The organism is Pseudochrobactrum algeriensis, assembly GCF_018436245.1.
GTDB classification, from domain to species: domain Bacteria; phylum Pseudomonadota; class Alphaproteobacteria; order Rhizobiales; family Rhizobiaceae; genus Pseudochrobactrum; species Pseudochrobactrum saccharolyticum.
Genome location: NZ_CP075361.1, coordinates 1084451 through 1110918, shown reverse-complemented (window position 1 = coordinate 1110918; position 26468 = coordinate 1084451). Strand labels below are relative to the sequence as shown.

Genomic DNA, 26468 nt, shown 5'->3' with positions numbered 1-26468 from the left:
TATATGGCATTGACCATGACAAAGCGTCCTGCTTTGAATCCTGCCTGCAGCACCGCGCTTTCGAACACCGGAAATACTGAATATGAATTATCGTCACGCCTATCACGCCGGAAATTTTGCCGATGTGTTCAAACATATCGTTCTGACCCGTGTGCTGCTTTATATGCAGCGCAAGGAGGCAGCCCTGCGCGTGATCGACACTCATGCAGGCATCGGCCGCTATGACTTAAGTGGTGTGGAAGCCGGTAAGACACTGGAATGGCGCAGCGGTATCGAGCAGGTTTTTGACGCCAAAGCAGCAGGCAGCATTCCTGCCGCAGTGCTGGAACTGATCGCGCCTTATCTCGATGTCATTGAGCAGGAAAACAGCAGCGTCAAAGGCAACAGCCTACGTTATTATCCGGGCTCCCCGCTACTGACACGGAAGCTGATGCGCGCACAGGATCGCCTTTCGGCACTGGAACTGCATCCGCAGGATTTCAAAACACTGGCAGCCTTGTTTGAAGGCGATTACCAGACCCGTGTCACCGAGCTGAATGGCTGGCTGGCGCTGGGTGCACATCTGCCGCCCAAGGAAAAACGCGGTGTGGTGCTGGTTGATCCGCCATTTGAAATCGCCGGAGAATTTGACCGCCTCGTTGAAGGATTGGTGAAGGCGCACCGCCGCTTTGCTACCGGCACCTATGCCCTGTGGTATCCGGTGAAAGACCGCCGCGAGGTCAACCGCTTCATCGCTAATTTGAAAGAAACCGGTCTGCCAAAAATTCTGCGTCTGGAACTGGCAGTGCGTGCGCCGTCGCAGGAGCCGCGTTTTGACGGCACCGGTATGATTGTGATCAATCCGCCTTATCTGCTGCAGGAAGAAATGACTAAAATCTCACCATGGCTGGCAGCGCTTTTCGGAGAGAATAATCAGGGCAGCTATAAGATTGAATGGATCAACGGCGAAGAGCGGACGGAAAAATAAGCATTCATTTGCCAATGATCACTCTCTTGTGCGTTGTTGAGGCTTGACCCGACACAGGAATATGGCAAAAACTTCGGTTAACAGTTTTCAATAAGGACAGATTCATGTCATTACGCTCCGCTTTTGCTTTCGCGCTGCTTGCAGGTCTGTCAGCAGGATCTTTTTCTCAGGCACAGGCTGCGGATTATATTGCAACTGCCCCTGCCGTGACTGATCCTGTCTGCCACGAACAAAGCGTCATCAACAGCGCGGTCGCACAGTTTGACCGCCTTGTGCGCGGTGTGCCGGAAATGCCTGCTGTCAGCATCAATGCCGTCAGCAATGTCAGCGCAACGCGTTATGACCCGAAAACCTATCCGTCAGGTATTGAGCGCCATTATTGCCGCGCCACTGCCGTGCTCTCCAATGGCGAGAACCGTAATATCTGGTATATGGTGGAAGAAAGTCAGGGGCTGGCATCCATGGGACGCAATGTCGAATCCTGTGTAGACGGTTTTGACAAGTGGTTCGTCTATGACGGCCGCTGCCGCGTGCTTCGCTGATCCGCATATGTCACACATCCGATTGAAAGCACACAGCCCGTTTGCACTCAGCAAAACGGGCTGTTTTTCTGTTGCAACGGCTTTGCTTGCCTCCGCGCTCGCTTTTACTATGCCGGCATCAGCACAATCCCTCAGTGACAAGCTGATGCAGAGCATGGGCAATGATCTGCGCAAACTCAACCCTTTGAACAATCAGGACAGACCGGTTTTAAGGCCGGAGAATAAAATCCCGCAGCGTACATTACCTAAGCCGCAGGATGCGCCATCACCATCCGGTAATGCGAATTTTGACTTCTATGTCCTGTCGCTCAGCTGGTCGCCAAGCTATTGCGCTGATAATGGCAACCGTTCCAATGCCCGCCAGCAATGCGGCACCGGCCGCAATTACGGTTTCATCGTTCATGGTCTGTGGCCGCAATATGATCGTGGTTTTCCTGAAAGCTGTGATCACCGGCAGGCCAATGACACGGTGCCACGGGATATCGTCTCATCCCTGTCTGACATTATGCCCTCAGCCGGTCTGATGCGTCATGAATGGCGCAAACATGGCACCTGCGCGGGGATCAGTCAGCGCGATTATTTCTCTACGCTGGGCAAAGCCTATCAGGCTGTGACTGTTCCGCCTGCCTTGCGCAATGTCGCAAGTCCGCGCAATGTTGATCCGCAGCTTGTTGAAAAGGCTTTCATTGCCGCAAATCCGGGTTTGCCAGCAGATGCAATTGCTGTGACCTGTAATCGCAGGCGTCTTCAGGAGGTGCGTATCTGTATGGATAAAGGCCTCAAATTCCGTTCATGCGGCGAAGTGGATCGTAATTCCTGCCGCAGCCGTTCCGTTACTCTGCTTCCTAACCGTTGATCTCTTATCTCAGGTTCCAACATGCACAAACTTTACACATCCCCTTCCTCACCTTTCAGCGCCAAAGTGCGTCTTGCAGCGCAATATGCCGGTATTGAACTGGAAAAACATATTGTCGTGACCAGCGAAGAACCGGCAGAACTGATTGCCGCCAATCCGCTCGGCAAAATTCCGACGCTGGTTACACCGGAAGGCAAAACTGTTTTCGACAGCCGCGTCATCACCCAGTATCTCAACCGCATTTCCGGCAACAAGCTGTTTCCGCGCAATGCCGAGAAGCGTCTGGATGCTGAAAAATTTGAAGCAATTGCAGATGGTCTTGCTGATGTGCTGGTAGCGCATGTCTATGAGCGCCGTATGCGTCCTGAAGAAATCGTGCATCAGCCGGTGCTGGACTGGTACTGGAAAAAGGCAGAACGCACGCTCGATCTGCTGAATGAAACAGCGCCGCGTATCGGCACCAAAATCCATGGCGGGCACATCGCCATTGCCGCAACGCTCGGCTATCTCAATTTGCGCTTCGGCAATGGCTGGGAACGCGGCCGTCCGAAACTGAAACGCTGGGTCAAGCGCTTTGCCGAAGTACATCCGGAACTGGCGGCACAATTGCCGAAAGCTGCGTAAAAACAAAAAAAGCCGGGAATTGCTTCCCGGCTTTTTTATCAGGCATGATCTCAACTAAATGAGATATTCCTTAGAACTTGTAGCCAACACCCAGACGGATATCGTGGGTCTGCAGACCACCGTCATTGACAGTGCCGCTATCCAGCTGGAAGTCTTTCTTGCCGAAATCGGAATAACGGTATTCCAGACGGGCAGTTACGTTCTGTGTCAGGAAGGTTTCAGCACCGGCACCGGCTGTCCAGCCAACGCGGAACTTATCCTGCGATGAGGTTGCATCGGAGAATTTAACCTGCGTACCGGCAACACCGGCTGTCACATAAGGCATAACCGGCCCCATATCGACACCAAGACGGCCGCGCAGCGAGCCTTCAAAACCGCTCTTCGCAGTCAGACCGAGCTCTTCTTTCTTAGCCCAGTTGTAACCGGCATCACCTTCCACACCGTAAACGATATTGTCGTTCTGGAAGTTCCAACCGGCATAACCGCCGAATTTGGCATTATTGTCTTTCAGATCACCAACATAGTTGTCAGTTTTGAATTTGTTAATGCCGTAGCCAAGATACAGACCGGTATAGCCGCCTGCCCAGCTGCTCTGAGGAGCAACATCTACAACCGGTGCCGGCTCATATGTCTGCGGTTGAATCGCATCTGCGGCAAAAGCTGTGGCCGAAAGCGGCAACAACGCAACAGAAGCAAGTGCCAGAGATTTGATAGTGCGCATACGCCTTGTCCTTATAAATTTCTAAACTGTTGTACAGCGAAGCCTCCAGACCTGACCTGTAACGGCTGAGCTGAACGCGATACGCCCCGTCTTCCTTCCGATCCATTTCCTTGCGGGAGAAAGAAGATTGCTTAACGAGGCAAAAGATGACGCTGAATTACGGCAGCAGAAATGCCGTAGCATGGAAAAAAACCGGCCTTATTATGGCTGAAACATGTCAGTCAAAACCACTGCCAAACAAGCTAAAACCACCACAACTATTTGATAATGAATTTATATCTCGTTTTTCTTATAAAAAAGAAGACCGAAAAATTCCGACCTTCTTTACCGCCCCTTAACCGTGCCTCGACATTCGTCTTTTCACGGCTGAGGATCGGCATCCTTATTTATTCGAATCCGCCCAGCCAAACGCGCTGAGGCGAATCTGTGAAAAATGAGCGGTTTTCAGAATTTATAGCCAACACCCAAACGGATATCGTGGCTCTGCAATTGTGCTGATGGCACAGCAACATTACCCAATGTGAGATCCTTCTTGCCAAAGTCAGAATAGCGATATTCAAGACGCGCACTGACATTCTGGGTCAGCATGGTTTCGGCTCCGACACCGGCAGTCCAGCCAAGACGAAATTTCTTACTGGAATCTGCATCATTGCTGTAACGCACCTGCGTACCGGCAACACCGGCAGTTACATAAGGCATGACTGCGCCCATATCATAGCCAAGACGGGCACGCAGAGAGCCGTCAAATCCGCTACGGGCACTCAGACCATCTTTGGTTTTCTTTGCACCATTGTAACCGGCATCACCTTCCACACCATAAACGATATTGTCGTTCTGGAAGTTCCAGCCCGCATAGCCGCCAAGCTTCACATTGTTATTTTTCAGATTACCGGCAGCGGATTTGTTTTTGAAATTATTTGCACCGGCACCAAGATAAATACCGATATAACCACCCTCCCAGGTTTTCTGCGGTGGTGTCTGCACAACCGGAGCAGGAACGTCTGTCTGCGCACGAACAATATCAGCTGCCGAAGCCGGTACAGCGAATGAAAGAGCCGAGGCTGAAATCAGCGCCAGAGTTTTAAAATGTTTCATAAAATTTCCTTGCAATATTCCAATTTTAAAAATGAGACCGGATTGGCAAAAACATATTTCAATCCGGCATTATTCCCCTGTCATATCCGACAGGAGAGTCTTGGCTTAAATGCACAAAAACGACCAGAAAACGGCAGAAAAGCAGCAGGAAAACGAACCGAAACTGATGATGCAACGAGGCAACATTTTCTTAAATATTAAATAGTTACTGTATTTTTTGAATAGTATTGCAAGCTATAAAAACTTCAGCCTCAGAAACAAGCCGCAACCAATGTTCTGCAGATTTTTTACCAGGCATTTTTCCTTCACGCTAAAACAGGTTATTCCATGATACTATGCGATCACATTTGCTGATTTGCATGCACATGAAGTCAGAATCATTTCACCCGCCGGATATGCCATAACCAAAGGAGCCTGCCCCCGATGACTGCCAAGCGGACTATGTCTGAAGTTTTACCCGTCACCCTGATTACCGGCGGCGCAAAGCGTATTGGCAGCCATATAACTGAGGATCTGGCTACACGTGGCTATCCGGTTATTATTCATTGCAACCGCTCCGCCACACAGGCAGAAGCATTGGCGCAACGCATCCGCGATAAAGGCGGCAAAGCCGCTATTGTAACCGCAGACCTGTCGGATAATGCACAGGTAGCCACGCTGATGGACAAAGCGGCAGCGCATTTCGGCCCCGTAGAGCTGCTGGTCAATAATGCATCCGTTTTTGAAGACGACCGTATCGGCACCCTCACCCATGATCTGTGGGATCGTCATTTTGCCGTACATCTGAAAGCGCCGGTCTTTCTGGCGCAGGCTATGGCAGAGGCTTTACCGGAAGATAAACAGGGGCTGATCGTCAATATTACCGACCAGCGCGTGTGGAAGCTCAATCCGCAATTCATTTCCTATACCCTGTCCAAAACCGCATTATGGACAGCCACACGCACTTTGGCACAGGCGCTTGCACCGGCAATCCGCGTCAATGCAATCGGCCCCGGCCCGACATTGCCGAGCGAGAGACAACATATTGAGGATTTCGAAAAGCAGGTTGATGCAGTGCTGCTAAAAAAAGCTCCGCTGCTCGATGAATTTGCCGCGACGATTGACTATCTGTGGAGAACACGGTCCGTCACAGGGCAAATGATTGCGCTGGACGGCGGACAACATCTGGCATGGGAAACGCCGGATATTGCAGGTATTTCGGAATGACACAAAGCATAAACGGCAATGATATTGCCCATCCGGACATGGAGCCGGATGAGGATGCCTTACTGACAGATGATGCCGGAGATGACGAAGACAACTTCCCCGAGGAGGCAAGCTCTGCATCTGCGCTGGCCAGCAATATCCGCTGGGATTCCGCGCTGGATGAGTTTGACGCATCGACCCAGAATTTGAGCGGGCCGGATGTCATCAATGCTTTTGTGAAAAAACTGCCGAACAACCCCGGCGTTTACCGCATGTTCAACCGTGAGGGTGACGTGCTCTATGTCGGCAAGGCCAAAAGCCTGAAGAAGCGCGTCAGTAATTATGCCCGCGGTCAGGGGCACAGCAACCGCATTGCCCGTATGATCCGCGAAACGGCAACTATGGAATTTGTCGTTACCCGCACGGAAACAGAAGCACTGCTGCTGGAAGCGAATCTCATCAAGCGCTTACGTCCACGTTTTAATGTTCTGCTTCGGGATGATAAATCCTTTCCCTATATTCTGATTTCCGGCGACACCCGTGCCCCCGGTATTTTCAAGCATCGCGGCGCGCGCTCCCGTAAAGGCGAATATTACGGTCCTTTTGCCTCTGCCGGTGCTGTAACCCGTACGATTAATGTGCTGGAGCGTGCCTTTCTTTTGCGCAGTTGCGCCGACTCGATGTTTGAGAGCCGCACGCGCCCTTGTCTGCTGCATCAGATCAAGCGCTGTTCCGGCCCCTGCACCCATGAAATCAGCGATGCAGATTATTCAGAACTGGTACGGGAGGCGAAGTCCTTTCTCTCCGGCCGCAGCAAAGCCGTGCAGCAGCAGATGCGTGATACAATGAGTGCAGCCGCTGAAGAGCTGGATTTTGAACGTGCCGCTATTTTCCGCGACCGGTTGTCGGCTTTGTCCCATATCCAGTCCCATCAGGGTATCAATCCGCAAACTGTGGATGAGGCTGATGTTTTTGCCATTCATCAAGAAGGCGGACTGGCCTGTATTCAGGTCTTTTTCTTCCGCACCGGCCAGAACTGGGGCAACCGCGCTTATTTCCCAAAGGCTGACCCATCCCTGTCAGCGGCAGAAGTGCTTGGCGCCTTCATCACCCAGTTTTACGACAATAAACCATGCCCGCAACTGATCCTGCTGTCTGAAACAGTGGAAGAACAGGAACTGCTGGGCGACGCCCTGTCGGCTTCTGCAGGACGTCGTGTGACGCTCAATGTGCCGCAGCGCGGTGAAAAGAAAGACCTCGTCGATCACGCTATGACCAATGCCCGCGAAACCTTGGGACGCAGGCTGGCTGAGACCTCATCACAGGCGCGTCTGCTGAAAGCTATGGCCGAGACTTTCGAGCTGCCACGCATTCCGCGCCGCATTGAGGTTTACGATAACTCCCACATCATGGGCACCAATGCTGTGGGCGGCATGATTGTCGCCGGACAGGACGGTTTCGTCAAAAACCAATATCGCAAATTCAATATCCGCTCCACGGAGATCACACCGGGCGACGACTTCGGCATGATGCGCGAAGTAATTGAGCGCCGTTTTGGCCGGCTGATAAAAGATCATATGAAAGAGCTTGAGGAGCAGACGCCTCAAATATCTGCAGACAGTGAAACGGATGCAGACGACATTACGGATGACAGCTTTCCGGCTTGGCCTGATGTTATTCTGATTGATGGCGGTCAAGGACAAGTCGGTGCAGTTCGTGATATTCTCACGCAGCTGGGTATCAATGATAAAGTCATATCCATCGGTATTGCCAAAGGTGTAGACCGCGATGCGGGACGTGAGCGTTTTTTCGTCAGCGGCAAACCGGCTTTCACATTACCGCCGCGTGATCCGGTGCTCTATTTCATTCAGCGTATGCGCGATGAAGCGCACCGTTTCGCCATCGGCACCCATCGGGCAAAGCGCAAGAAAGAAATGGTCAAAAGTCCGCTGGATGAAATTGCCGGTATCGGCCCTTCCCGCAAGCGTGCTTTGCTGCATGAATTCGGCACGGCAAAAGCAGTTGCAGGCGCAGCATTGGCAGATCTCATGCAGGTTGAAGGCATCTCGGAAGCACTGGCGCAGACCATTTATGACCACTTCCGCGATCAATAATGGGTTATCTGACGCAATATGCACATAATAAGCCTTAAAAAGCCGGTCTGAGTGTTGCTTTTTACCCTATTGCGGGATTGATGGTAACCAGCTGACAATGATTTGTCGTGTAGCGTAAAACACATCCCGAAAGTGGTGAAACTATTTTCGGACAAGATGTGCGTCTAAAGATTTTCATGAGCCGTAAGGCTTACTTCTCCAGTCGTGGGTTTCCCGCTCACGCTTATCCAGAATACGGGTTTTAGGGGACTATGAGTAAACACACATTATCACTGCCCAACATCCTTACTTACGCACGTATCGTTGCTGTGCCACTTGTGGTTCTGTGCTTTTTTCTTGAAGGCCATCTGAAGAGCAGTGACACCGCACGGTGGTGGGCGCTCGGCCTGTTCGCTGCCGCCAGCATCACGGATTTCTTCGACGGCTATCTGGCACGTATGTGGAAACAGACATCCAGCATCGGCCGAATGCTTGACCCGATTGCTGATAAGCTGCTGGTCTCCGCAATTCTGCTGCTGCTGGCCGCCGACGGCACCATTGCCGGCTGGACGCTCTGGGCTGCGATTATCATCCTCTGCCGTGAAATTCTGGTTTCCGGTTTGCGTGAATATCTGGCGGATCTGAAAGTCAGTGTGCCGGTTTCGCAGCTGGCAAAATGGAAAACCACTATTCAGATGATTGCGCTGGCTTTTCTGCTTGCCGGCCCTGCCGGTGACAAAATCCTGCCTTATACAACGGAAACAGGGCTGATCCTGCTGTGGATTTCAGCAATTCTGACACTTTATACTGGTTGGGACTATTTCCGCGCCGGTATCAAACACATGATCTGATGGCCGTTATGACAGTCAAACTGGTTTATTTTGCATGGGTACGGGAGCAGATCGGCAAATCTGACGAAAGTCTCGATCTGCCTCAGACTGTCAAAACCGTATCTGACTTGCTGAGCCATCTTTCCGGCATTGATGAGAATTATGCGCATGCTTTGCGTTTTTCCGATGTGATCCGCGTAGCGATCAATCAGGAACATGTGGAGCATGACACGCCGATTGCCGGTGCGCATGAAATTGCCCTGTTCCCGCCAATGACCGGAGGCTGAGGCAATGCAGCCGACTATTCTTGTCTCGCAGGATGACTTTGATGCGGCTGCCCTTACTGCCCGTATGACTGAAGGGCGCACAGATATAGGCGCGGTTGTTAGTTTTACCGGCTTTTGCCGTGATGAGAATAAAACACTTCAGGCGCTGGAACTTGAACATTATCCGGGCATGGCGGAAGCGCAGCTGACCCGTATTGCTGCTGATGCTCTGCAACGCTGGCCGCTACAGGGCGTTACCATTGTTCATCGCAGCGGTCTCATCAAAGCCGGTGAGCAGATTGTGTTTGTCGCCACAGCCAGCAAGCACAGACAGGCCGCCTTTGAAGCCGCAGAATTTCTGATGGATTATCTCAAGAGCGATGCGCCTTTCTGGAAGAAAGAACATCTGATCACCCCTGCTCCGGAGAATGGCGATCCGCAATCGGGCTGGGTCAAAGCCAAAGCCAGCGACGAAGACATGAAGAAGCGCTGGCAGGATTAAGACAGCTCAGCTTTGCCTGAGCAAAAATCCCGTTTGAATATTTTACAATCCTGTGAAATTATTTGCACTGACTTGCATTGCCATAAGTAAACCATAAAATCAGGGCAGTAGCTGATACAGCATATTTATATGATTCAACTCGTGTTTTATCCGGATTTGATCCTATAGTCCGGAGAGCACTTACGACTCATGGATATGCATTGATTCCAGAATTACCGGTTTAAATCACCGGTGAGCATTTTTTAGTCGTCCGGCAATTTCATTATCCAAAACAGATCAAAGAAGATTTCCGGCAGCTAAACGATGAGGAAAACCACATAGTGACACGTGTTAAGGTTAAAACTTAACGTAAATTATGTGTTTAGTCATTTGGCGTTAATATACCGCCGGTTAAAATGCCAGCTCAGACAACTTCTCAAAAACGGAGAGAGTCTAAACTGGCAGTGCAACAAACAGGACAGAATATGTTGATTGGTAAAGCGCGCATCATTGCTGCATCCCTGATAGGACTGGCCGTCTTAGGCGGCAGCGCAATGATCCTTTCCTCAACCATGCCGACGCAGAGTATCGCATCTGAAAAAACAATACGTGGCACTGTCATGTATCGCGAGCGGATTGCCCTGCCCCCGGAGGCCACGTTGAATGTGCAGTTGCTGGATGTTTCACTCGCTGATGCGCCGGCTCAGGTAATTGCCGAACAGCAGCTCAGCAATATTCCATCCGCGCCAATTCCGTTTGAACTGAAATTCGATTCTTCCAAACTCGTTGCAAAGCATACCTATGCCTTGCAGGCACGTATCAGCGCCGGTGATACTCTGTGGTTCATCAATGACACACGCCATGAGTTCAATCCGGAAAAATTTGACAGCGCCTATGAAATCCGCGTTGTCAATGTGCGCAAAAATACCAGCCTGCAAACACCGCTGACACTGGAAAATCATGAATGGCTCACAGAGGATATCCGTGGTGCCGGCGTGATTGATTTTGCCCAGACAACCCTGTCAATTTCTCCGAGCGGCGAAGTTTCCGGCTCCGGCGGTTGCAACCGTTATTTCGGCAAGGCAACCATTACCGGTGAAGCGCTGAATTTCGGCACTATCGGTTCCACATTCATGCAGTGCCCGCCCGCCCTGATGGATCAGGAAACCAAATTTCTCGATGTACTGAAACAGACCCGTCAGTTCAGCATTAATAACGGCAAACTCTATCTGCTGGGAGATAACGGGCTGGAACTTGCTCGTCTCGCCAATAACAGCTGATTTGTCAGTATAATGAATTAAAACGGGCACGCCTTCAAAAGCGTGTCCGTTTTTTATATCTCTACATATAAAAAAAGCGCCGCATTGCTGCAGCGCTTTTTTCAAATCAAAGACTAAATAAATTAGCCAACGATTTCGGTCGAAGAGAACCAGTAGGTGATTTCCTGAGCAGCTGTTTCAGGAGCATCTGAACCGTGTACCGAGTTTTCACCGATCGACAGAGCGAAGGTTTTACGGATTGTACCTTCAGCAGCATCTGCCGGATTGGTTGCGCCCATAACTTCGCGGTTTTTCAGGATGGCGTTTTCGCCTTCCAGAACCTGAACGATTGTCGGGCCGGAAGTCATGGTTTCAACCAGCTCACCGAAGAAAGGACGTGCTGCATGCACTGCGTAGAAGCCTTCAGCTTCGCGCTTGCTCATCCATACGCGCTTGGAAGCAACAACACGCAGACCAGCTTCTTCGAGCTTGGCGGTGATTGCACCGGTCAGGTTGCGCTTGGTTGCATCTGGCTTGATCATGGAAAAGGTACGTTCGATGGCCATTTTTGTCCTGTATATATTTAGAGGAAAGGTGCCGTTCTATACCCTCACAGCCTTTTACAGTCAAATAAGATCATTAAACCTGCTATAAAATGCTGCTGAAAGCGGCGTCTGTCTTGTTCGTATTTACCCGATGAAGGCTCTGCACCTGATACGCAGATTTTACTGCAGCTTCCTGCATAATTACCTGATGCTTCAGAAAAATGACAAGGCACTGATAATAAAGTGATTTAGCCTGCTATAAGTGCAAAGACAGGTTATAGTTAACAGCGCTCATGACAATAACAGCGATTCTGTGTTGCACGGGCTGTCTTTTGCTGTTTTTGGTTTTTGATGAGAGCTTGATGATGAAGCAACATTTTCTGATGCTTGCTGCCTATAACGGCTGGGCCAATAAACAGCTTTTTGACGCGGTTGCGGCTTTGACTGAAAGCGAATACCGGCAGGATGCAGGCCTGCATTACAAATCTGTCCATGCCACGCTTAATCACCTGCTGGGCAATGACAGGCTATGGATGAAGCGTTTTACCGGTGAAGGCGATCACCCGAAAACACCTGATGCCATTCTCTATCTGGCTTTGTCTGATCTGCGCGCTGCCCGCCTGCAGGAAGATGCGCGTATTCTGGAATGGCTGGAGGGGCTTTCCCCTGCCGAGGTTTCAGGGCGTTTTGTGTTTCTCAATATGAGCGACATGCGCACCATCAGTCAGCGGCTTGCCCCTGCCCTTGCCCATATGTTCAACCATCAGACCCATTATCGCGGGCAGGTTCATGCAGCACTCACCATGCTGAAACATACGGCACCGGAACTGGATATGATGATTTTCCAGAAATCGGAATCCGGCCGCCGCTTCGTCTGATATTTCCGTCTCAACACAAGCATAACCGGACGTTTTTGCCTCTTGCACAATTGCAATATCCCGTGCAAAACCGCTCTATGTTGATCCTTAATGATATAACCGTCCGCATGGTCGGACGCGTCCTCATCGACCATGGCAGTGCAACACTGCCATCTGGTTCAAAGACCGGTTTTGTCGGGCGTAACGGCACCGGCAAGTCGACCCTGTTCAAGGTGATTACCGGTGAATTGTCGTCGGATACCGGCGATATTTCCATCCCGAAAAACACCCGTATCGGTCAGGTGGCGCAGGAAGCACCAGGCACAGAAGAGTCTCTGATCGAGATCGTTCTGAAAGCGGATAAAGAACGCCTTGCCTTGTTGCAGGAAGCCGAAACGGCGACTGATCCGGCACGCATTTCCGAAATTCATATCCGCCTCGCCGATATTGAATCTCATTCAGCGGAAGCCCGTGCCAGCGCCATTCTCTCCGGCCTGGGTTTTGATGCGGAAGCGCAATTGCGCCCAGCTTCGTCCTTCTCCGGTGGCTGGCGTATGCGCGTGGCTCTGGCGGCTGTGCTGTTTGCCCAGCCTGATCTGCTGCTGCTCGATGAACCAACCAACTATCTCGACCTTGAAGGCGTGTTGTGGCTGATCGACTATATCAAGCGCTACCCTTACACCGTCATCATCATCAGCCATGATCGCGATTTGCTGAACTCGGCAACCAGTTCTATTCTGCATCTTGAAAATAAGAAGCTGACATTCTGGAAGGGTAATTACGACCAGTTCGAGCGTCAGCGCGCCGAAATGCTGGAATTGCAGCAGAAACAGCGTGTGAAGCAGGAAGCCCATCGCAAGCATATGGAATCCTTTGTGGAGCGGTTCCGCGCCAAGGCTTCCAAGGCGCGTCAGGCACAATCCCGTCTGAAAGCCCTGCAAAAGCTGAAGCCGATAGCCGCGCATTATGATGAGCATGTGCAGCCATTCCGCTTTCCTGAAGCAGAGAAGATTGCGGCCTCGCCGATTATTGCGCTGGAAAATGCTGATGTCGGTTATGAAACCGGCAAGCCCATCCTGCGCAATCTTTCACTGCGTATTGATAATGATGACCGCATTGCCCTGCTCGGTTCCAATGGTAACGGTAAGTCCACTCTGGCAAAGCTGATCTCCGGACGGCTGAAACCGGAAGGCGGTACACTGACCCTTTCGCCTGCGCTAAAAGTGGCCTTCTTCGCCCAGCATCAGCTTGATGATCTGGTGCCGGAAGACAATGCCATTGAGCATGTGCGCAAACTGATGCCGGATGCACCGGAAGCGAAAGTGCGTGCCCGTGTTGCGCAGATGGGGCTGGCAACGGAAAAAATGCTCACCAAAGCTAAAGAGCTTTCCGGCGGTGAAAAAGCACGTCTGCTGATGGGGCTGGCAACATTCCACGGCCCTAACCTGCTGATCCTCGATGAGCCGACCAACCATCTGGATATCGACAGCCGCGAAGAACTGGTTCACGCGCTGAATGATTTCAAAGGCGCTGTCATCCTCATCGCCCATGATCGTCATCTCATCGAAGCGACCATGGATCGGCTGTGGCTGGTGCGTAACAGCACGGTCAAACCTTATGACGGCGATCTGGATGATTACCGTTCTCTGGTTCTGAGCGATAAAAGCACGCCAAACAGCACTATTGAGGCTGTTCAAGAGGTCGCTATTGTTGATGAAGGACCAAAACTCAGCAAAGTTGAACAGCGTAAGCTGGCTGCGCAGAAGCGTGAGCAGCTTAAACCGTTGCAGAAAAAGATTAATGATTCCGAGTCTTTAATGCAGAAACTGCAGAAAGAGATTCAAGGGCTGAAAAGCAAACTGGAAGATCCTGAGCTTTATACCAAGGATGCCCAGAAGGCAGTACAGTTCAATATTGATCTGAAGGCCGCTGAAACCAAACTGGCTGATGCAGAAGAAAAATGGCTGACCTATTCTGCTGAATATGAAGAGGCAATGGCCGATTAAACGCCGCATTCACGCTAAAGAATTTAAGCCCGCCGGTTCTGTGAAACGGCGGGCTTTTCTATATTCAGAATGATGTTTAAACTTTGGAACGTCTGCGCGAGCGCATAAATCCGTAGAGACCGGCCACCATAATCACCACACCCATCATGATAATATTCTCGTCAACCGGAGGTGCTCCACGGCGCAAAACCAGATCGGCTTTTGTCAGCGACAAGCCGTCTTCCACCGCCCGCACACTGAATTCATAAGTTCCCGCTTGCAGAGTTTCCATGTCCTTGGCGCTTTGGCGGATCACCGCACCGCTTTGCGGCAGATCACGCTGTTCATTACCGCTTTTCGGGCTGTAGCTGAGGCGCTCCGCCAGTACCGGCACCCATCACGTGACACTGCCAGATTAAGCACTGACTGCTTTTGTCCGCTGGTTACGCCCTGCATTGGTTGCGCATCAACAAAAATACGCAACGGCGCATCTTCAGGTTTCAATTGCACTTTCGCAGACTGATAGCCGCCTTCGCGCTGATAGAGCACCCATGTGCCGATTTCCTCGCCGCCGAAATGACGCTGCGCCCACGGCCAGATCACACCGGTTGCCAGACCAACGAGAAACAGCAGAATACAAAAAATACGCATCAGGCTTTTTTCTCCCAGCGGCGATCTGCATTTTGCTGCCAATAGGTCAGCTGATGTCCTGCGGCTTTCAGGCTTTTCCATTGCTCTCGCGCTTTGGTCAGCTGGGCAGCGTCGTGGCCGTCAAACATCACCACCAGACGATCATAGTTCTCAGCACCCGCGATTTCTGCGCCTTCCACAACAAAACGCACTGTTGCTCCGTTCAGATTATCCGTGGTTGTCGTCAGCAAGGCGGGCTGATGTTCTGCATGGGGCTGCGCATCAGTGCCATGAGCAAGAAATGAAGCATTGCTCCATGTCCACAGCAAGCGGTCGAGCTCATCGCGGCGTTCTTCCGATGTCATCTGAATTGTCACGCGCCAGCCCCGCTCTAACGAACGGTCAACCAGCCCCGGCAAAGCTTCATCCAAAACGGATTCAGTCAGATGATAAAACAGAATTTCCGCCATCAGCCAATGCAGGGAACCGCGCCCCTTACCTCTCGCATCTCATATATACCGGACAACAGCTTAAACCAGAAACAAAACGGCCTGTCGATCAGACAGGCCGCCTCATACAGAAAAACCGGAGATTATAATCAGGCGGTTGCAGAACGGGGTGCCTGTTGCGGCGCAGTAATGCTGCGCACACCGAGACACAGCAGTGTAAAATAGCTCAGACTTTCCAGAACTTCTTCCAAAAACTCGTTAAAGGCGAGCCCGTGCATTTTCTCAAAAACCTCGCCGAGAGCGATCAGTGCGGCTGCCAGATAAAAAGGCCATGCTTTACGGCTGAAAACAAAGGTCAGAACTGGGCGCACATAATCTGAATGGCGGAAAACATAAACAGCTGCGAAAGCGATGACGATAATCGCCTCATGCCAGCGGAATGCATGGGATTTGATGTAATTGCTCACCGGCCCTGTCGGCTCGATTTCAAACTCACGGAAGAAGAAAATCCACATCAGTACGGACATACCGATTGCAAACATTCGCGCAGGCCCCTCACTGCGCAGGCCGCCGATGAAAAACGCGATTGCGGCAAGACCGAGATAAACCAGCTGCAAATTCTCGAGCAATCCGGCCTCTCCCATTTCGACGACAAGATTGTCAAAATCCGTCACGAAGAAAAAGAACAGAACATTTAATAAAAGCAGTACCAGCATTGCACTGATGAAACTGCGCGAAGCATAAGATGGAAACACAATTTTATCCGGAATAAACAGCCAGCCCGTCCTTCAGGGGTGCCAAAACCGGCGGACACAGCATCTCAATGAATATTTTGTGACATCTTAACAAGTTCTTGTTGCTGCGCACAATTAAAATTCATATTGCGCCGGTCAATTTTTATTGAGGTATTTATTTCCGCCAGTGCGTATCGCGTTTAAGTGAGGCCACAGCGCTCGCTCTGTCTCCTTGTTTTTACGCATGCCGCTATCGGAAAACCGGCACCAGCCTTTCCGCGACAAGCTTTAAAATACAAAAAAGCCGGTGCTGGCACCGGCTTTTCCAATCATGTGGCAGGATAACTGCTTATTAGCCTTCGTAATGATCACGAACAAGGCGATCCAGAACGCGGACACCAAAGCCTGACCCCCAGGATTCATTATACTCGCTGGCAGGTGAATCCATCGCAGTACCGGCAATATCCAGATGCGCCCAAGGTGTATCACCGACAAAACGCTTAAGGAACTGAGCCGCAGTGATCGAACCGGCAGGACGACCGGCCGAGTTACGCATATCTGCGAATTTGGAATCGATGATCTTGTCATATTCCTTGGTGAGCGGCATACGCCACAGTTTTTCACCGCTGGTCTGACCGGCATCAAACAGCTGTTCTGCCAGTTCATCATCATTGGAGAACAGACCAGCATGCTGGGTGCCGAGAGCGATTACAATCGCACCGGTCAGCGTCGCCAGATTTATCATGAAGCGCGGCTTATGGGTCTTGGCGGTGTAATACAGTGCATCAGCCAGAACCAGACGGCCTTCCGCATCGGTATTGATAACTTCAATCGTCTGACCGGACATGGTAGTAACAATATCACCCGGACGCTGTGCATTGCCATCCGGCATATTTTCCACAAGACCGATCACGCCGATAACATTGGCCTTAGCTTTACGGCCGGCCAGTGCGCGCATCAGACCGGTAACAGCAGCTGCACCGCCCATATCACCCTTCATATCTTCCATACCAAGCGCAGGCTTGATGGAGATACCGCCGGTATCGAACACAACGCCCTTACCGACAAAAGCAACAGGCTTGTCTTTGGCTTTACCGCCGTTCCATTCCATCACCACAAGACGCGGCGGACGGACAGAACCCTGAGCAACGCCGAGCAGCGAGCCCATGCCGAGCTTTTTCATTTCTTTTTCGGTGAGAATGGTGATTTTAACACCGAGTTTCTCAAGCTTTTCTGCTTCCGCAGCAAATTCAACCGGTCCGAGCACATTTGCAGGCTCATTGACCAGATCGCGCGCCAGCAGCACACCTTCACCAATTTCAGCTGCGGCTTCGTAAGCTTTTTCCGCACCGGCAGCATCAGCAACCTGAATGGTCAGCTTAACATCTTTGGCCTCAGCTTTGTCGTCGCTTTTCTTGGTTTTGTACTTGTCAAAACGATAAGCGCGCAGCTGTGCGCCCAGAGCAAAATCCGCAGCCGCTTCAGCCGGAATTTCCAGACCGTCAATTGCGAGAATTGCATTGGCTTCAGCGGATTTGCCGATTTTGGCGAATGCCGCGCCGCCGATTTTCAGCCAGTCATCATTTTTCAACTTGGCAGGATCGCCGATACCAACCAGAACCAGACGCTCTGCGCCTGCACCGTCAGCAAGGTAAGTTTCAAGCGTTGCACCAAGTTTGCCCTTGAAACCGGCTTTGGTAATCAGGCCGGAAACGAAACCTTCGCCGCCAACATGATTTGCCTGTGCGGCAACCGAACCGTCTTTGCTCACGGGTACAATCACGACATCTTTCAGCTTTTCTGAAAAATTCGAAAACTTGATGACTGGATTTTTGGACATAATAACTCCAATAGGTAAAAACAGAGTCGCATAACTCAATGCATTGTGTGGCTCTATCAAGATCAAACCACAAGCCATAAATTACCGTCTCTGACGAATAAGTGTTTTGTTAACCTAATTTCTTTGTCTATTTTTAGCCAAGACCCGATTATGATAAACACGGATTATATGACAAGCGTTTGCGTGCCGTCTTTAAACGATTATAAGATGTCAGCAAATTCGTATAACCGGCAGATAATAACAGGTTCAGCCCTAAGGTTCAGGATGTAAATTCAGCGTATGAAACTGATCGAGCGATACATCCTGCGCCGCGTAGGAATAATGTTTCTGGCCGTGTTCTGCGCGGCCATCGGCATTACGTGGACAGTGCAGGTATTGCAGCGCATCAACTTCCTGACTTCCAGCGGCCAGTCTCTGGCAACAGCCATCCAGTTTTTCTCGCTGTTTATTCCCTCCGTCATCCCTCTGGTGATGCCGTTTGCGCTGGTGATTGCCATCACGCAGACACTCTCCACCATGAATCAGGATTCGGAGCTGGTGGTCATCAATGCCTCCGGCAGCCCGCGCACGGCCGTTATCCGGCCGGTATTGCTGTTTGCTGCCATGCTTGCGGTTATTTCATTTCTGGTCGCCAATTTCGTCGATCCTTATGCACGCTATAATATGCGTTCCATGCTGGCCAATGCGAGCGCAGATTTGATCAATGTGGTTGTGCAGGAAGGCAGCTTCCGCAGATTGTCCGACAATCTTTATGTGCAGATTGCCGAGCGTAAATCAGACGGCAGCATCGGCGGCATGTTCATCGCCGATTCCCGTGATGCCAATACAGATCTGGTTTATTATGCGCTGGACGGCGCTATCGCCAATAATAATGGCAATGACGTTCTGCTGATGAATAATGGTGAGATTCAGCGCCGTGAAGTTAAAACCGGCAATGTTTCCATCATTAAATTTGATCAATATGCGTTTGATCTGAGCCAGTTCACAGATACAGGCGGCGATATGGTTCTTTATGCCAAAGACCGTCATCTCTCCTACCTCATCAATCCGGACAAGAATGATCCGATTTTTCAGACCAAGCCGCTGCAATATCGCGCGGAACTGCATAAACGTCTGACAAACTGGCTTTATCCTTTCGTCTTCGCCATGATTGCTCTGGTTCTGGCTGGCGATGCGCGCTCCCATCGTGAAGCGCGAGTTTCCGCTTCTTTCTCGGCGATCTCGCTGTCGCTGATCGTGTATTGGGCCGGATATTTTGTGTCTGACCGCGCTGAGAAGAATCTGAGCTATGTGCCGGTCATGTATCTTATTCCGCTCGGTGTCATTGCGGTCTGCCTCTATGCATTGTTCAGCGGACGCTCACTCAGCCTGCCAACCTCATGGTCGGACAGGATTCAGGACATAACCGAACAATTAACAGCCCGCCTGCGTCCGCTTTATGAGCGCTTTGCCGGCAAGAAAAATACATCAGGAGGTCAGTCATGATCGGCTGGACGCTCGGACGCTATTTTTTCATGCGCTATGTGCAAACCACGCTGTATTTTCTGCTGGGTATTTTTGCATTGTCGCTGCTGCTCGATTTTACGGAAAATGCCAGCAAGCTCTCCACCCTCCCCGATTATTCGGCATGGGCGGCACTCGGGCTTTCAGCGATGCGCATTCCTTTCATCATGCAGCAGGTTATTCCGTTTGTGGCGCTGTTCTCTGCTATGGCCACGCTGATTTCGCTGAACCGCCGCTATGAACTGGTGGTAGCGCGTTCAGTCGGTGTTTCCGCATGGCAGTTTTTGCTGCCTGCCTGTCTTGGTGCCTTCCTGTTCGGCCTCATCACCATTTTCATCATTAATCCGCTTGCGGCTTATGGTTTTGAAAAATCGCTGGAAATCAGCACGCGCTGGCAAAACGGCAATGTTAATCAGGTTACAGCGCTGCGCGATCCGTGGCTGCGCCAGAAATTTGATGAACAGGAAACCATTATCGGCGCCAAGGGCATTCTTGCACAGGGAACGCATCTGACCGGTGTCAGCTTCTTCGTCTTCAATGAAGACAAGACAATCAAAGAGCGTTTTGACGCCCGCGATGCTCAGCTGGAAGACGGTTACTGGAACCTGACCAATGTGACCCATATTGTCGAAGGTCAGGAACCTAAAGAACTTTTATCCACAAAGATTCCGACCCAGTTAAAACCGGAATTTCTCGAAGAAAAACTTTCTTCGCCCGACACGATTCCATTCGTGCAATTGCCCCGTAAGATTGAAGTCGCCCGCTCTTTCGGCTTTTCGGCCACCGCTTTTGACATGCAGTTCCAGTCTTTGCTGGCTTTGCCTGCTCTTTTGATGGCCATGACGCTGATTGCTGCAACAGTCTCATTAAAATTTGTGCGTTCCGGCCAGTCCGGAGCAATGATTCTGGGTGGCATCATTGCCGGGTTCGTGCTTTATGTCGTAACTGTACTTGCCAAAGCTTTTGGCACGGCAGGATTCGTGCCGCCTTTTGTAGCGGCATGGGTACCGGTATTGATTGCAACATTTTTTGGAATCTCCTTTTTGCTCCATAAGGAGGATGGTTAGTGGGATTGAGTAGCTCCCGCACGGTAGTATCTGAGTACTTCACGCGTCTTGCACGCGGGACAGCTCTGGCGTGCATTTTTTCCACCTCTGTGATCATTTCTATGTCTTCCGTGGCTTACAGTCAGGAAGCAGCGCCTTCTGACGACTTCGGCAGCCAGTATCAGACTAATCCTGATGCCAAGATGCTGCTGCAGGCGGACAATCTGATTGTCGACCGCGATCAGAATACTGTCACCGCAGCGGGCAATGTTCAGATTGAATATGACGGCAATCGTCTGGTTGCACGTCAGGTTGTCTACAACCAAAAAACCAAACGCATGGTTGCTAAAGGCAATGTTGAAATTGTCGAAAAAGACGGCAACCGCATTTATTCTGATGAAATCGATGTAACGGATGATTTCCGCGATGGCTTTGTAAACGGCCTGCGCGTTGAAACCGTTGATGACACACGTTTTGCAGCGGAAAGCGCGGAACGCAGTCTCGGTGAAATCACCACATTTAATAATGGTGTTTACACTGCCTGCCGTGCCTGTGAAAAAGATCCGAGCAAGCCGGTTCTCTGGCAGGTTAAAGCCAAGAAAATTATCTGGAACGGCACCAAGAAAACTGTCCGCTTTGAAGGCGGCCGTTTTGAAATGTTCGGCAAGTCGCTTTTTGCCCTGCCTGCTTTCGAAATTGCTGACCCGACCATCAAGCGCAAGAGCGGCTTCCTGTTCCCGAGCTTCCTCTATAAAGACGAGCTGGGTTTCGGTATGCGGGTGGGCTATTTCTGGAATCTGGCTCCGAATTATGACATCACCACTTATGGTACAGGCCTGACAAAACAGGGCTTCTTAAGTGAAACCGAATGGCGTCACCGCCTTGAAAACGGCTCTTATAATATTCGCGTAGCGGGTATTTATCAGGCGAAGCCGGGAGAGTTCGGCTCCACAACAGTTGATGCGCAAGAGCGTTTCCGCGGCATGGTTGCCTCCAAGGGTGACTTCAAAATCAATCCGCGCTGGAGCTTTGGCTGGGATGTTATCGCCCAGACTGACAAGAATTTCAGCCGCACCTATAAAATCGGCGGCTATAGCGGTGAATCCCTGACATCCAATGTCTATTTGCGCGGTATATCCGGTCGCAACCATCTGGATATTAACCTGTACAAGTTCAAAGTTCAGGAAGATGTGCTGAATGGCACAACAAATGCAGTGGATACGAAACAGCCTTGGGTTCTGCCAAGTGTTGACTATCTCTATACTGTTCCGGGTTCTGTCTATGGCGGCGAACTGACCATTACCAGCAATCTGCAGGGCATTTATCGCGAAACTTCTGATAAAATTTATCTGAATCAGAATCAGAACAACGCTGTCCGCTTCCTGAATGGCATGAAGGGCACCAGTGCCCGCCTGACCACGGAAGCAGAATGGAAACGGACTTTCATCACTGAACAGGGTCTGGTCATTACCCCTCTCCTCGCGCTGCGTGGCGATGCGATTGGTATTAGCACCAATGATACATTCGGTACTGTGAATGAAATCCGTTCGCAGGCTTTCCGTGGTATGGCGACTGCTGGTCTGGAAGTTCGCTGGCCGATCCTGTTCTCCACAACCAGCATGACACAGGTGCTGGAACCGACAGCGCAGATTTTTGTTCGTAATGACGAGCCTTATGCCGGTCGTCTGCCGAATGAAGATGCACAGAGCTTTGTCTTTGATGCGACCAGTCTTTTCCAGCGCGACAAGTTCTCCGGTTACGACCGTGTTGAAGGCGGCACACGCGCTAATCTTGGTCTGCGCTATTCCGGCAATATGAATAATGGCTGGTCCATCCATGGTCTTGCCGGTCAGTCCTTCCAGCTGGGTGGCCTGAACTCCTTTGCCGAAAGCGACTTTGCCGGTGCCGGTGCGGATTCCGGTCTTGAAGGCAAGCGCTCTGACTATGTTGCAATGCTTGGCATGTCCAACAATTCCGGTCTCGCTTTTGCGGCACGCGGACGCTTTGACAAAGATAATTTTGAAGTCAAACGCGGTGAAGTGGAAGCCAGCCACAGCGGACAGATTGTTCAGGCCTCGGTTAAATATGCCTATATTGCCAAGCAGCCGGATTATGGCTACGCGAATGACCGTCAGGAAGTCAGCCTGAGCGCTTCAACACGTTTCAAAGAAAACTGGCGTGTGTTTGGTTCCGGTACCTATGATATCGTATCAGAAACTCTGGTACGTGCTCAGTCCGGTCTGGCCTATGACGATGAGTGCTTCACCTATTCGATGGCCTATATTCAGACACGCAGTCCGGGTCAGGATAAGATTTCCCATTCGGTCGGCTTCAATATTTCCTTCCGTACACTGGGCGATCTGGGCAGTTCATTCTAAGCCCATCTGACAATCAGAAATTATATTACGGCCTGCTTTATGCGGGCCGTAATTTTATCCAGAGCGGTTTACGTCCAGATTGGATCATAGCGCTCGCTCTAGATTCTTTATTTGGTCGCATTATCACGGGCGTCAAGTTGACTGTGAAATGCTCCAGAGCATGTGCCGGAAAAGCGGGCACCGATTTTCCGATAACGACATGCGTAAAACAAAGAGATCGAGCAGTTCTACCGGTTCAATATTAACAGGAACCGCTCTGAACCTGCGTTTTGCACGCAGATTATTTCGTAAACGCATCATAAAATCGTACGATTTACACTCTAATTCTCATTCGGAACGCATCTGTATATCGGAATACAGCAATGCAAACAGGGGATAATGGCAGCAATCACACAGGCTTTGACTGTGAAGAATAAAGATTGTCTGCGTAGTTTCAGGTAAGAGCGGGTATAAACGGGGTCGAAATTCGCTGTTTTCATGCATTCTTAAACAGATGAGAGATTGTTTCACTGCAACTGCTCATCTATACAAGAATGAAAATCCTGACAGGATGTGACAACAGAAGTCATTTTATCTATTACTTCTCCCTATCAGGAGACGATCACGTCCTGAGGCACGGAACGGGAAACCAGGTATGAAATTTGCTACTATGAGCATGAATTTTAATAAACGCATTCTGGCTGCTGTGTTTGCCGGTACTGTTGCAATGACGGCTTTGAGTGTGACGGAATTTACCGGCACTGCCAAAGCTGCCGAAATTAAAGTGATCGTCAACAGCAACCCGATTACCAATGTGGATATTGCGAACCGCGCTGCCTTCCTTAAATTGCAGCGCCGCGGCGGCAATCTCAACAAACAGGCTCAGGACGAGCTGGTTGAAGAAATGCTCAAGCGTGTGGAAATGAAATCACGCGGTATTGTTGTTTCGGATCAGGAAATTGAAACTGCCTATGCAGGCTTTGCCTCGCGTAACAAAATGAGTGTTGCGCAGCTTAACCAGCTGATGAATCAGGCCGGTATCACGCCGAAGCATTTTAAAACCTTTATCATGGTGCAGATGGGCTGGAGCCGTGCGATTGGTGCCCGCTTCCGCTCCGAAGGTATGATGAGCGAGCAGGATGCTGTGCAGCGGATGCTGAAGGATGGCGGTAAAAAGCCTTCAACCAGTGAATACACATTGCAGCAGGTGATTTTCGTTGTACCTGCCGCCAGCCGCTCGGCAGGCACAATGGCGAAACGCCGTTCCGAAGCCAATGCTCTGCGCAACCGCTTCTCCAGCTGTGAAACAACACGTTCCCAGACCAAGGGCATGCTGGATGTGACCGTGCGTGATCTCGGCAAGCATCTGGAACTGCAATTGCCGCCGGAATGGTCAAAACAATTGAAAGCAACAGCTGTAGGCCGTCCGACAGCGGTTCAGGATACTGATAAAGGCGTTGAATTCCTCGCCGTCTGTGCCAAGCGCACTGTATCGGATGATCGCGTTGCACAGCTGACCTTCTCTATGGAAGGCACCGGTAGCAATGCAGATCAGGAAAAGAAAGCTGAAGAAATCAGCAAGAAATATGTCAAAGAACTGCGCGAAAAAGCGAAAATCGTTAATCGCTAACCCTGAAAAAGCCACGCAGAAATTATTCTGCGTGGCTGATCTGATTTAAGTATTTTTCTGTTTACGGCCTCATTACACAGCAGAACCGGAGCATAAAATGGTTTTTCCGCAGCATGGAGAGGCTTCCATAGCACCGGTTGCTCTGAGCATCGGCGACCCGTCCGGTATCGGGCCGGATATTGCCCTCACCGCATGGGCGCAGCGGGAAAAGCATGCGCTGCCTCCGTTTTTTATCCTTGCCGACCCGTCCTTGCTGACAGCAAGAGCCAGACAGCTCGGGCTTGATATCCCTTTCAGCATCTGCCAGCCGTCTGAAGCAACACAGCGCTTTTGCCATTATCTGCCTGTTGTGCCTCTGGCCAACCGGCTGACTGATAAGCCGGGCGTGCCGCAGACCGCCAATGCCGCCGGTATTATCGAAGCGATTGAACGCGCCACACATTATGTGCTCGATGGTCAGGCCAGTGCAGTCACAACCTGCCCTATCGCCAAGAAACCGCTTTACGAAGCCGGTTTTGGCTTTCCGGGGCATACGGAATTTCTTGCCCATCTGGCTTCCCGCCATCTCGGGGTTGAAGTACGCCCTGTCATGATGCTCGCAGGCCCGCAATTGCGCGCCGTGCCGGTAACAATTCATATTCCGTTACATAAAGTGCCGGAAGCACTGACAACGGCTGCGATCATTGAAACTATCCGCATTACCGATCATGATCTGCGCACACGTTTTGGCATCAAAAATCCGCGTATTGCAGTCTCCGGTCTCAATCCTCATGCCGGTGAAGGCGGAGCGCTCGGCCATGAAGATGATGCTGTCATCCGCCCTGCTATCGAGCAACTCAAAAGCGAGGGTATCAATATTCGCGGCCCGCTGCCTGCAGATACAATGTTCCACAAACAGGCGCTAACAACCTATGATACGGCAATCTGCATGTATCACGATCAGGCACTAATTCCTGCCAAAGCGCTGGCCTTTGATGAAACGGTCAATGTAACACTCGGTCTGCCTTTCATCCGCACCTCTCCCGACCACGGAACTGCTTTTGACATTGCAGGACGCGGCATTGCCCGACCGGACAGCCTGATTGCCGCGCTTAAACTGGCCGCAGAACTGGCACATAATCATAAACGGACACAAGACTGAATGAGCATTGATAATCTGCCGCCACTGCGTGATGTGATTGAACGTCACGAACTGAATGCCAAAAAATCCCTCGGCCAGAACTTCCTGCTCGATCTCAACCTGACATCCAAAATTGCCCGACAGGCCGGTGACTTACAGGATCAGCCGGTGATTGAGGTCGGCCCCGGCCCCGGAGGTCTGACACGCGCTATTCTGGCTCAGGGCGGCATTGTCACGGCAATCGAACGTGATGAGCGCTGCCTGCCCGCGTTGGAGGAAATCGCTGCGGAATATCCGGGGCGTTTACGTGTCATTTCCGGTGATGCTTTGCAGCAGGATTTTAAGGCGCTGTTTCCTGATCCGGCCAAAAAGCCGAAAATCATCGCCAACCTGCCTTATAATGTCGGCACGCAATTGCTGATCGGCTGGTTGCTGAGTGAGCCATGGCCGCCTTTTTACAGCTCAATGACCCTGATGTTCCAGAAGGAAGTTGCCGAGCGCATTGTTGCCCATGCCGGTGATGATGCCTATGGCCGTCTTGGTGTGCTGGCCGGATGGCGTACGCAGTCTAAAATCGCTTTTGATCTGCCGCCACAGGCTTTCACACCGCCGCCGAAAGTCACGTCTGCCGTTGTGCATATGATCCCGCGGGAAGAGCCGCTGGCCTGCCCGCCGCAGCTTCTGGAGCGGGTAACGCAAGCGGCATTCGGTCAGCGCCGCAAGATGCTACGCCAAAGCCTCAAGCCGCTTGGTGGTGAAGCCCTGCTCAATAAAGCAGGCATTGATCCGACGCGCCGTGCAGAGACACTGAGTGTCGAAGAATTTGTGCATCTGGCAAACCAGCTCTGAGATA

27 protein-coding genes and 1 pseudogene are annotated in these 26468 nt (G+C 51.1%); 20 read left to right on the top strand and 8 right to left on the bottom strand.

The features are described from left to right. The first annotated feature begins 82 nt into the window (after positions 1-82). From KHQ09_RS07055 to KHQ09_RS07040, 4 genes are all read left to right on the top strand, one after another. Entirely contained in the window at positions 83-967 is an 885-nt protein-coding gene (locus KHQ09_RS07055) for a 23S rRNA (adenine(2030)-N(6))-methyltransferase RlmJ (RefSeq protein WP_213597298.1), read from the top strand. A 104-nt stretch (positions 968-1071) separates the two neighbouring features. After that, on the top strand, positions 1072-1509 hold the full coding sequence (locus KHQ09_RS07050) for a hypothetical protein (RefSeq protein WP_022712151.1): 438 nt from the start codon (positions 1072-1074) through the stop codon (positions 1507-1509). A 226-nt stretch (positions 1510-1735) separates the two neighbouring features. Next, positions 1736-2365: a ribonuclease T2 family protein gene (locus tag KHQ09_RS07045; protein WP_420801472.1), complete on the top strand. Its 630-nt coding sequence runs from the start codon at positions 1736-1738 to the stop codon at positions 2363-2365. Between the two features lie 21 nt (positions 2366-2386). After that, positions 2387-2989, top strand: coding sequence for a glutathione S-transferase family protein (locus KHQ09_RS07040; RefSeq protein WP_075654645.1), 603 nt, complete (start codon positions 2387-2389; stop codon positions 2987-2989). Between the two features lie 70 nt (positions 2990-3059). On the opposite strand, the gene KHQ09_RS07035 is transcribed toward KHQ09_RS07040, so the two are convergent. Further along, positions 3060-3710 carry an outer membrane protein gene (locus KHQ09_RS07035; protein WP_022712154.1) on the bottom strand — a complete coding sequence of 217 codons (651 nt, stop codon included), beginning with the start codon at positions 3708-3710 and terminating at the stop codon, positions 3060-3062. Positions 3711-3856: 146 nt separating this feature from the next. Here KHQ09_RS07035 and KHQ09_RS07030 point away from each other — a divergent pair, with 146 nt between their 5' ends. Further along, positions 3857-4048, top strand: a complete 192-nt coding sequence (locus tag KHQ09_RS07030; protein WP_213597296.1) for a hypothetical protein — start codon at positions 3857-3859, stop codon at positions 4046-4048. A 106-nt stretch (positions 4049-4154) separates the two neighbouring features. Here KHQ09_RS07030 and KHQ09_RS07025 read toward each other — a convergent pair whose 3' ends face one another. Then, a complete protein-coding gene (locus KHQ09_RS07025; RefSeq protein ID WP_213597294.1) occupies positions 4155-4805 on the bottom strand; it encodes an outer membrane protein in 651 nt (216 codons plus the stop codon). Here KHQ09_RS07025 and KHQ09_RS07020 point away from each other — a divergent pair. The 7 genes from KHQ09_RS07020 (at position 4797) to KHQ09_RS06990 (ending at position 10940) form a co-directional block, all read left to right on the top strand. Further along, positions 4797-5006, top strand: coding sequence for a hypothetical protein (locus tag KHQ09_RS07020; RefSeq protein ID WP_213597291.1), 210 nt, complete (start codon positions 4797-4799; stop codon positions 5004-5006). The two genes, KHQ09_RS07025 and KHQ09_RS07020, sit on opposite strands and share 9 nt — an antisense overlap. Positions 5007-5228: 222 nt before the next feature. Beyond that, positions 5229-6011, top strand: coding sequence for an SDR family oxidoreductase (locus KHQ09_RS07015; protein ID WP_213597290.1), 783 nt, complete (start codon positions 5229-5231; stop codon positions 6009-6011). Beyond that, positions 6008-8104 carry an excinuclease ABC subunit UvrC gene (gene uvrC, locus KHQ09_RS07010; RefSeq protein ID WP_213597288.1) on the top strand — a complete coding sequence of 699 codons (2097 nt, stop codon included), beginning with the start codon at positions 6008-6010 and terminating at the stop codon, positions 8102-8104. The genes KHQ09_RS07015 and uvrC overlap by 4 nt, the downstream gene beginning before the upstream one ends. Positions 8105-8355: 251 nt before the next feature. After that, complete coding sequence (gene pgsA / locus KHQ09_RS07005) at positions 8356-8934, top strand: CDP-diacylglycerol--glycerol-3-phosphate 3-phosphatidyltransferase (protein ID WP_022712159.1); 579 nt, start codon at positions 8356-8358, stop codon at positions 8932-8934. A gap of 8 nt (positions 8935-8942) precedes the next feature. Continuing rightward, a complete protein-coding gene (moaD, locus tag KHQ09_RS07000; RefSeq protein ID WP_028233918.1) occupies positions 8943-9200 on the top strand; it encodes a molybdopterin converting factor subunit 1 in 258 nt (85 codons plus the stop codon). Between the two features lie 4 nt (positions 9201-9204). Continuing rightward, positions 9205-9681 carry a molybdenum cofactor biosynthesis protein MoaE gene (locus KHQ09_RS06995; RefSeq protein ID WP_213597286.1) on the top strand — a complete coding sequence of 159 codons (477 nt, stop codon included), beginning with the start codon at positions 9205-9207 and terminating at the stop codon, positions 9679-9681. Positions 9682-10145: 464 nt separating this feature from the next. Beyond that, positions 10146-10940 (top strand): YbaY family lipoprotein, encoded by a 795-nt coding sequence (locus KHQ09_RS06990; protein WP_075654639.1) that lies wholly within the window; start codon positions 10146-10148, stop codon positions 10938-10940. Positions 10941-11062: 122 nt separating this feature from the next. Here KHQ09_RS06990 and ndk read toward each other — a convergent pair whose 3' ends face one another. Next, the gene (gene ndk, locus KHQ09_RS06985) at positions 11063-11485 is read right to left on the bottom strand and encodes a nucleoside-diphosphate kinase (protein ID WP_075654638.1); all 423 of its coding nucleotides are present in this window, start codon (positions 11483-11485) and stop codon (positions 11063-11065) included. Positions 11486-11829: 344 nt separating this feature from the next. Between ndk and KHQ09_RS06980 the strand changes: the two genes are divergently transcribed. Continuing rightward, positions 11830-12342 carry a DinB family protein gene (locus tag KHQ09_RS06980; RefSeq protein ID WP_213599853.1) on the top strand — a complete coding sequence of 171 codons (513 nt, stop codon included), beginning with the start codon at positions 11830-11832 and terminating at the stop codon, positions 12340-12342. Between the two features lie 77 nt (positions 12343-12419). Beyond that, positions 12420-14327, top strand: a complete 1908-nt coding sequence (locus tag KHQ09_RS06975) for an ABC-F family ATP-binding cassette domain-containing protein (protein WP_213597284.1) — start codon at positions 12420-12422, stop codon at positions 14325-14327. Positions 14328-14403: 76 nt separating this feature from the next. Here the strand turns inward: KHQ09_RS06975 and KHQ09_RS06970 are convergent, their stop codons facing one another. The 5 genes from KHQ09_RS06970 to KHQ09_RS06950 form a co-directional block, all read right to left on the bottom strand. After that, the gene (locus tag KHQ09_RS06970) at positions 14404-14598 is read right to left on the bottom strand and encodes a hypothetical protein (RefSeq protein ID WP_213597282.1); all 195 of its coding nucleotides are present in this window, start codon (positions 14596-14598) and stop codon (positions 14404-14406) included. A 20-nt stretch (positions 14599-14618) separates the two neighbouring features. Beyond that, positions 14619-14957 (bottom strand): hypothetical protein, encoded by a 339-nt coding sequence (locus KHQ09_RS06965; protein ID WP_213597279.1) that lies wholly within the window; start codon positions 14955-14957, stop codon positions 14619-14621. After that, a complete protein-coding gene (locus KHQ09_RS06960) occupies positions 14957-15406 on the bottom strand; it encodes a DNA polymerase III subunit chi (protein WP_022712167.1) in 450 nt (149 codons plus the stop codon). The genes KHQ09_RS06965 and KHQ09_RS06960 overlap by 1 nt, the downstream gene beginning before the upstream one ends. 128 nt (positions 15407-15534) lie before the next feature. After that, positions 15535-16140 carry a hypothetical protein gene (locus KHQ09_RS06955; protein WP_213597277.1) on the bottom strand — a complete coding sequence of 202 codons (606 nt, stop codon included), beginning with the start codon at positions 16138-16140 and terminating at the stop codon, positions 15535-15537. Between the two features lie 331 nt (positions 16141-16471). After that, positions 16472-17959 (bottom strand): leucyl aminopeptidase, encoded by a 1488-nt coding sequence (locus tag KHQ09_RS06950; RefSeq protein WP_213597275.1) that lies wholly within the window; start codon positions 17957-17959, stop codon positions 16472-16474. A gap of 279 nt (positions 17960-18238) precedes the next feature. Here KHQ09_RS06950 and lptF point away from each other — a divergent pair, with 279 nt between their 5' ends. From lptF to rsmA, 6 genes and pseudogenes are all read left to right on the top strand, one after another. Further along, on the top strand, positions 18239-19444 hold the full coding sequence (lptF, locus tag KHQ09_RS06945; protein WP_075654634.1) for an LPS export ABC transporter permease LptF: 1206 nt from the start codon (positions 18239-18241) through the stop codon (positions 19442-19444). Then, positions 19441-20529 (top strand): LPS export ABC transporter permease LptG, encoded by a 1089-nt coding sequence (gene lptG / locus KHQ09_RS06940; RefSeq protein ID WP_116089198.1) that lies wholly within the window; start codon positions 19441-19443, stop codon positions 20527-20529. The genes lptF and lptG overlap by 4 nt, the downstream gene beginning before the upstream one ends. Before the next feature lie 170 nt (positions 20530-20699). After that, positions 20700-22886, top strand: a pseudogene (locus KHQ09_RS06935) (LPS-assembly protein LptD); the annotation flags it as partial. A gap of 655 nt (positions 22887-23541) precedes the next feature. Next, positions 23542-24495: a SurA N-terminal domain-containing protein gene (locus KHQ09_RS06930; RefSeq protein WP_028233922.1), complete on the top strand. Its 954-nt coding sequence runs from the start codon at positions 23542-23544 to the stop codon at positions 24493-24495. Positions 24496-24592: 97 nt separating this feature from the next. Then, positions 24593-25636: a 4-hydroxythreonine-4-phosphate dehydrogenase PdxA gene (gene pdxA / locus KHQ09_RS06925; protein ID WP_075654631.1), complete on the top strand. Its 1044-nt coding sequence runs from the start codon at positions 24593-24595 to the stop codon at positions 25634-25636. Further along, positions 25637-26464, top strand: coding sequence for a 16S rRNA (adenine(1518)-N(6)/adenine(1519)-N(6))-dimethyltransferase RsmA (rsmA, locus tag KHQ09_RS06920; protein WP_213597271.1), 828 nt, complete (start codon positions 25637-25639; stop codon positions 26462-26464). Positions 26465-26468: the final 4 nt, after the last annotated feature.

Excerpts from the sequence above, each read along its gene's own strand:
- KHQ09_RS07055 (WP_213597298.1), top strand. The coding sequence starts at position 83 with ATGAATTATCGTCACGCCTATCACGCCGGAAATTTTGCCGATGTGTTC.
- KHQ09_RS07050 (WP_022712151.1), top strand. The coding sequence starts at position 1,072 with ATGTCATTACGCTCCGCTTTTGCTTTCGCGCTGCTTGCAGGTCTGTCA.
- KHQ09_RS07040 (WP_075654645.1), top strand. The coding sequence starts at position 2,387 with ATGCACAAACTTTACACATCCCCTTCCTCACCTTTCAGCGCCAAAGTG.
- KHQ09_RS07035 (WP_022712154.1), bottom strand. The coding sequence starts at position 3,710 with ATGCGCACTATCAAATCTCTGGCACTTGCTTCTGTTGCGTTGTTGCCG.
- KHQ09_RS07030 (WP_213597296.1), top strand. The coding sequence starts at position 3,857 with ATGACGCTGAATTACGGCAGCAGAAATGCCGTAGCATGGAAAAAAACC.
- KHQ09_RS07020 (WP_213597291.1), top strand. The coding sequence starts at position 4,797 with ATGTTTCATAAAATTTCCTTGCAATATTCCAATTTTAAAAATGAGACC.
- KHQ09_RS07025 (WP_213597294.1), bottom strand. The coding sequence starts at position 4,805 with ATGAAACATTTTAAAACTCTGGCGCTGATTTCAGCCTCGGCTCTTTCA.
- KHQ09_RS07015 (WP_213597290.1), top strand. The coding sequence starts at position 5,229 with ATGACTGCCAAGCGGACTATGTCTGAAGTTTTACCCGTCACCCTGATT.
- uvrC (WP_213597288.1), top strand. The coding sequence starts at position 6,008 with ATGACACAAAGCATAAACGGCAATGATATTGCCCATCCGGACATGGAG.
- pgsA (WP_022712159.1), top strand. The coding sequence starts at position 8,356 with ATGAGTAAACACACATTATCACTGCCCAACATCCTTACTTACGCACGT.
- moaD (WP_028233918.1), top strand. The coding sequence starts at position 8,943 with ATGACAGTCAAACTGGTTTATTTTGCATGGGTACGGGAGCAGATCGGC.
- KHQ09_RS06995 (WP_213597286.1), top strand. The coding sequence starts at position 9,205 with ATGCAGCCGACTATTCTTGTCTCGCAGGATGACTTTGATGCGGCTGCC.
- KHQ09_RS06990 (WP_075654639.1), top strand. The coding sequence starts at position 10,146 with ATGTTGATTGGTAAAGCGCGCATCATTGCTGCATCCCTGATAGGACTG.
- ndk (WP_075654638.1), bottom strand. The coding sequence starts at position 11,485 with ATGGCCATCGAACGTACCTTTTCCATGATCAAGCCAGATGCAACCAAG.
- KHQ09_RS06980 (WP_213599853.1), top strand. The coding sequence starts at position 11,830 with ATGAAGCAACATTTTCTGATGCTTGCTGCCTATAACGGCTGGGCCAAT.
- KHQ09_RS06975 (WP_213597284.1), top strand. The coding sequence starts at position 12,420 with ATGTTGATCCTTAATGATATAACCGTCCGCATGGTCGGACGCGTCCTC.
- KHQ09_RS06970 (WP_213597282.1), bottom strand. The coding sequence starts at position 14,598 with ATGGAAACTCTGCAAGCGGGAACTTATGAATTCAGTGTGCGGGCGGTG.
- KHQ09_RS06965 (WP_213597279.1), bottom strand. The coding sequence starts at position 14,957 with ATGCGTATTTTTTGTATTCTGCTGTTTCTCGTTGGTCTGGCAACCGGT.
- KHQ09_RS06960 (WP_022712167.1), bottom strand. The coding sequence starts at position 15,406 with ATGGCGGAAATTCTGTTTTATCATCTGACTGAATCCGTTTTGGATGAA.
- KHQ09_RS06950 (WP_213597275.1), bottom strand. The coding sequence starts at position 17,959 with ATGTCCAAAAATCCAGTCATCAAGTTTTCGAATTTTTCAGAAAAGCTG.
- lptF (WP_075654634.1), top strand. The coding sequence starts at position 18,239 with ATGAAACTGATCGAGCGATACATCCTGCGCCGCGTAGGAATAATGTTT.
- lptG (WP_116089198.1), top strand. The coding sequence starts at position 19,441 with ATGATCGGCTGGACGCTCGGACGCTATTTTTTCATGCGCTATGTGCAA.
- KHQ09_RS06930 (WP_028233922.1), top strand. The coding sequence starts at position 23,542 with ATGAATTTTAATAAACGCATTCTGGCTGCTGTGTTTGCCGGTACTGTT.
- pdxA (WP_075654631.1), top strand. The coding sequence starts at position 24,593 with ATGGTTTTTCCGCAGCATGGAGAGGCTTCCATAGCACCGGTTGCTCTG.
- rsmA (WP_213597271.1), top strand. The coding sequence starts at position 25,637 with ATGAGCATTGATAATCTGCCGCCACTGCGTGATGTGATTGAACGTCAC.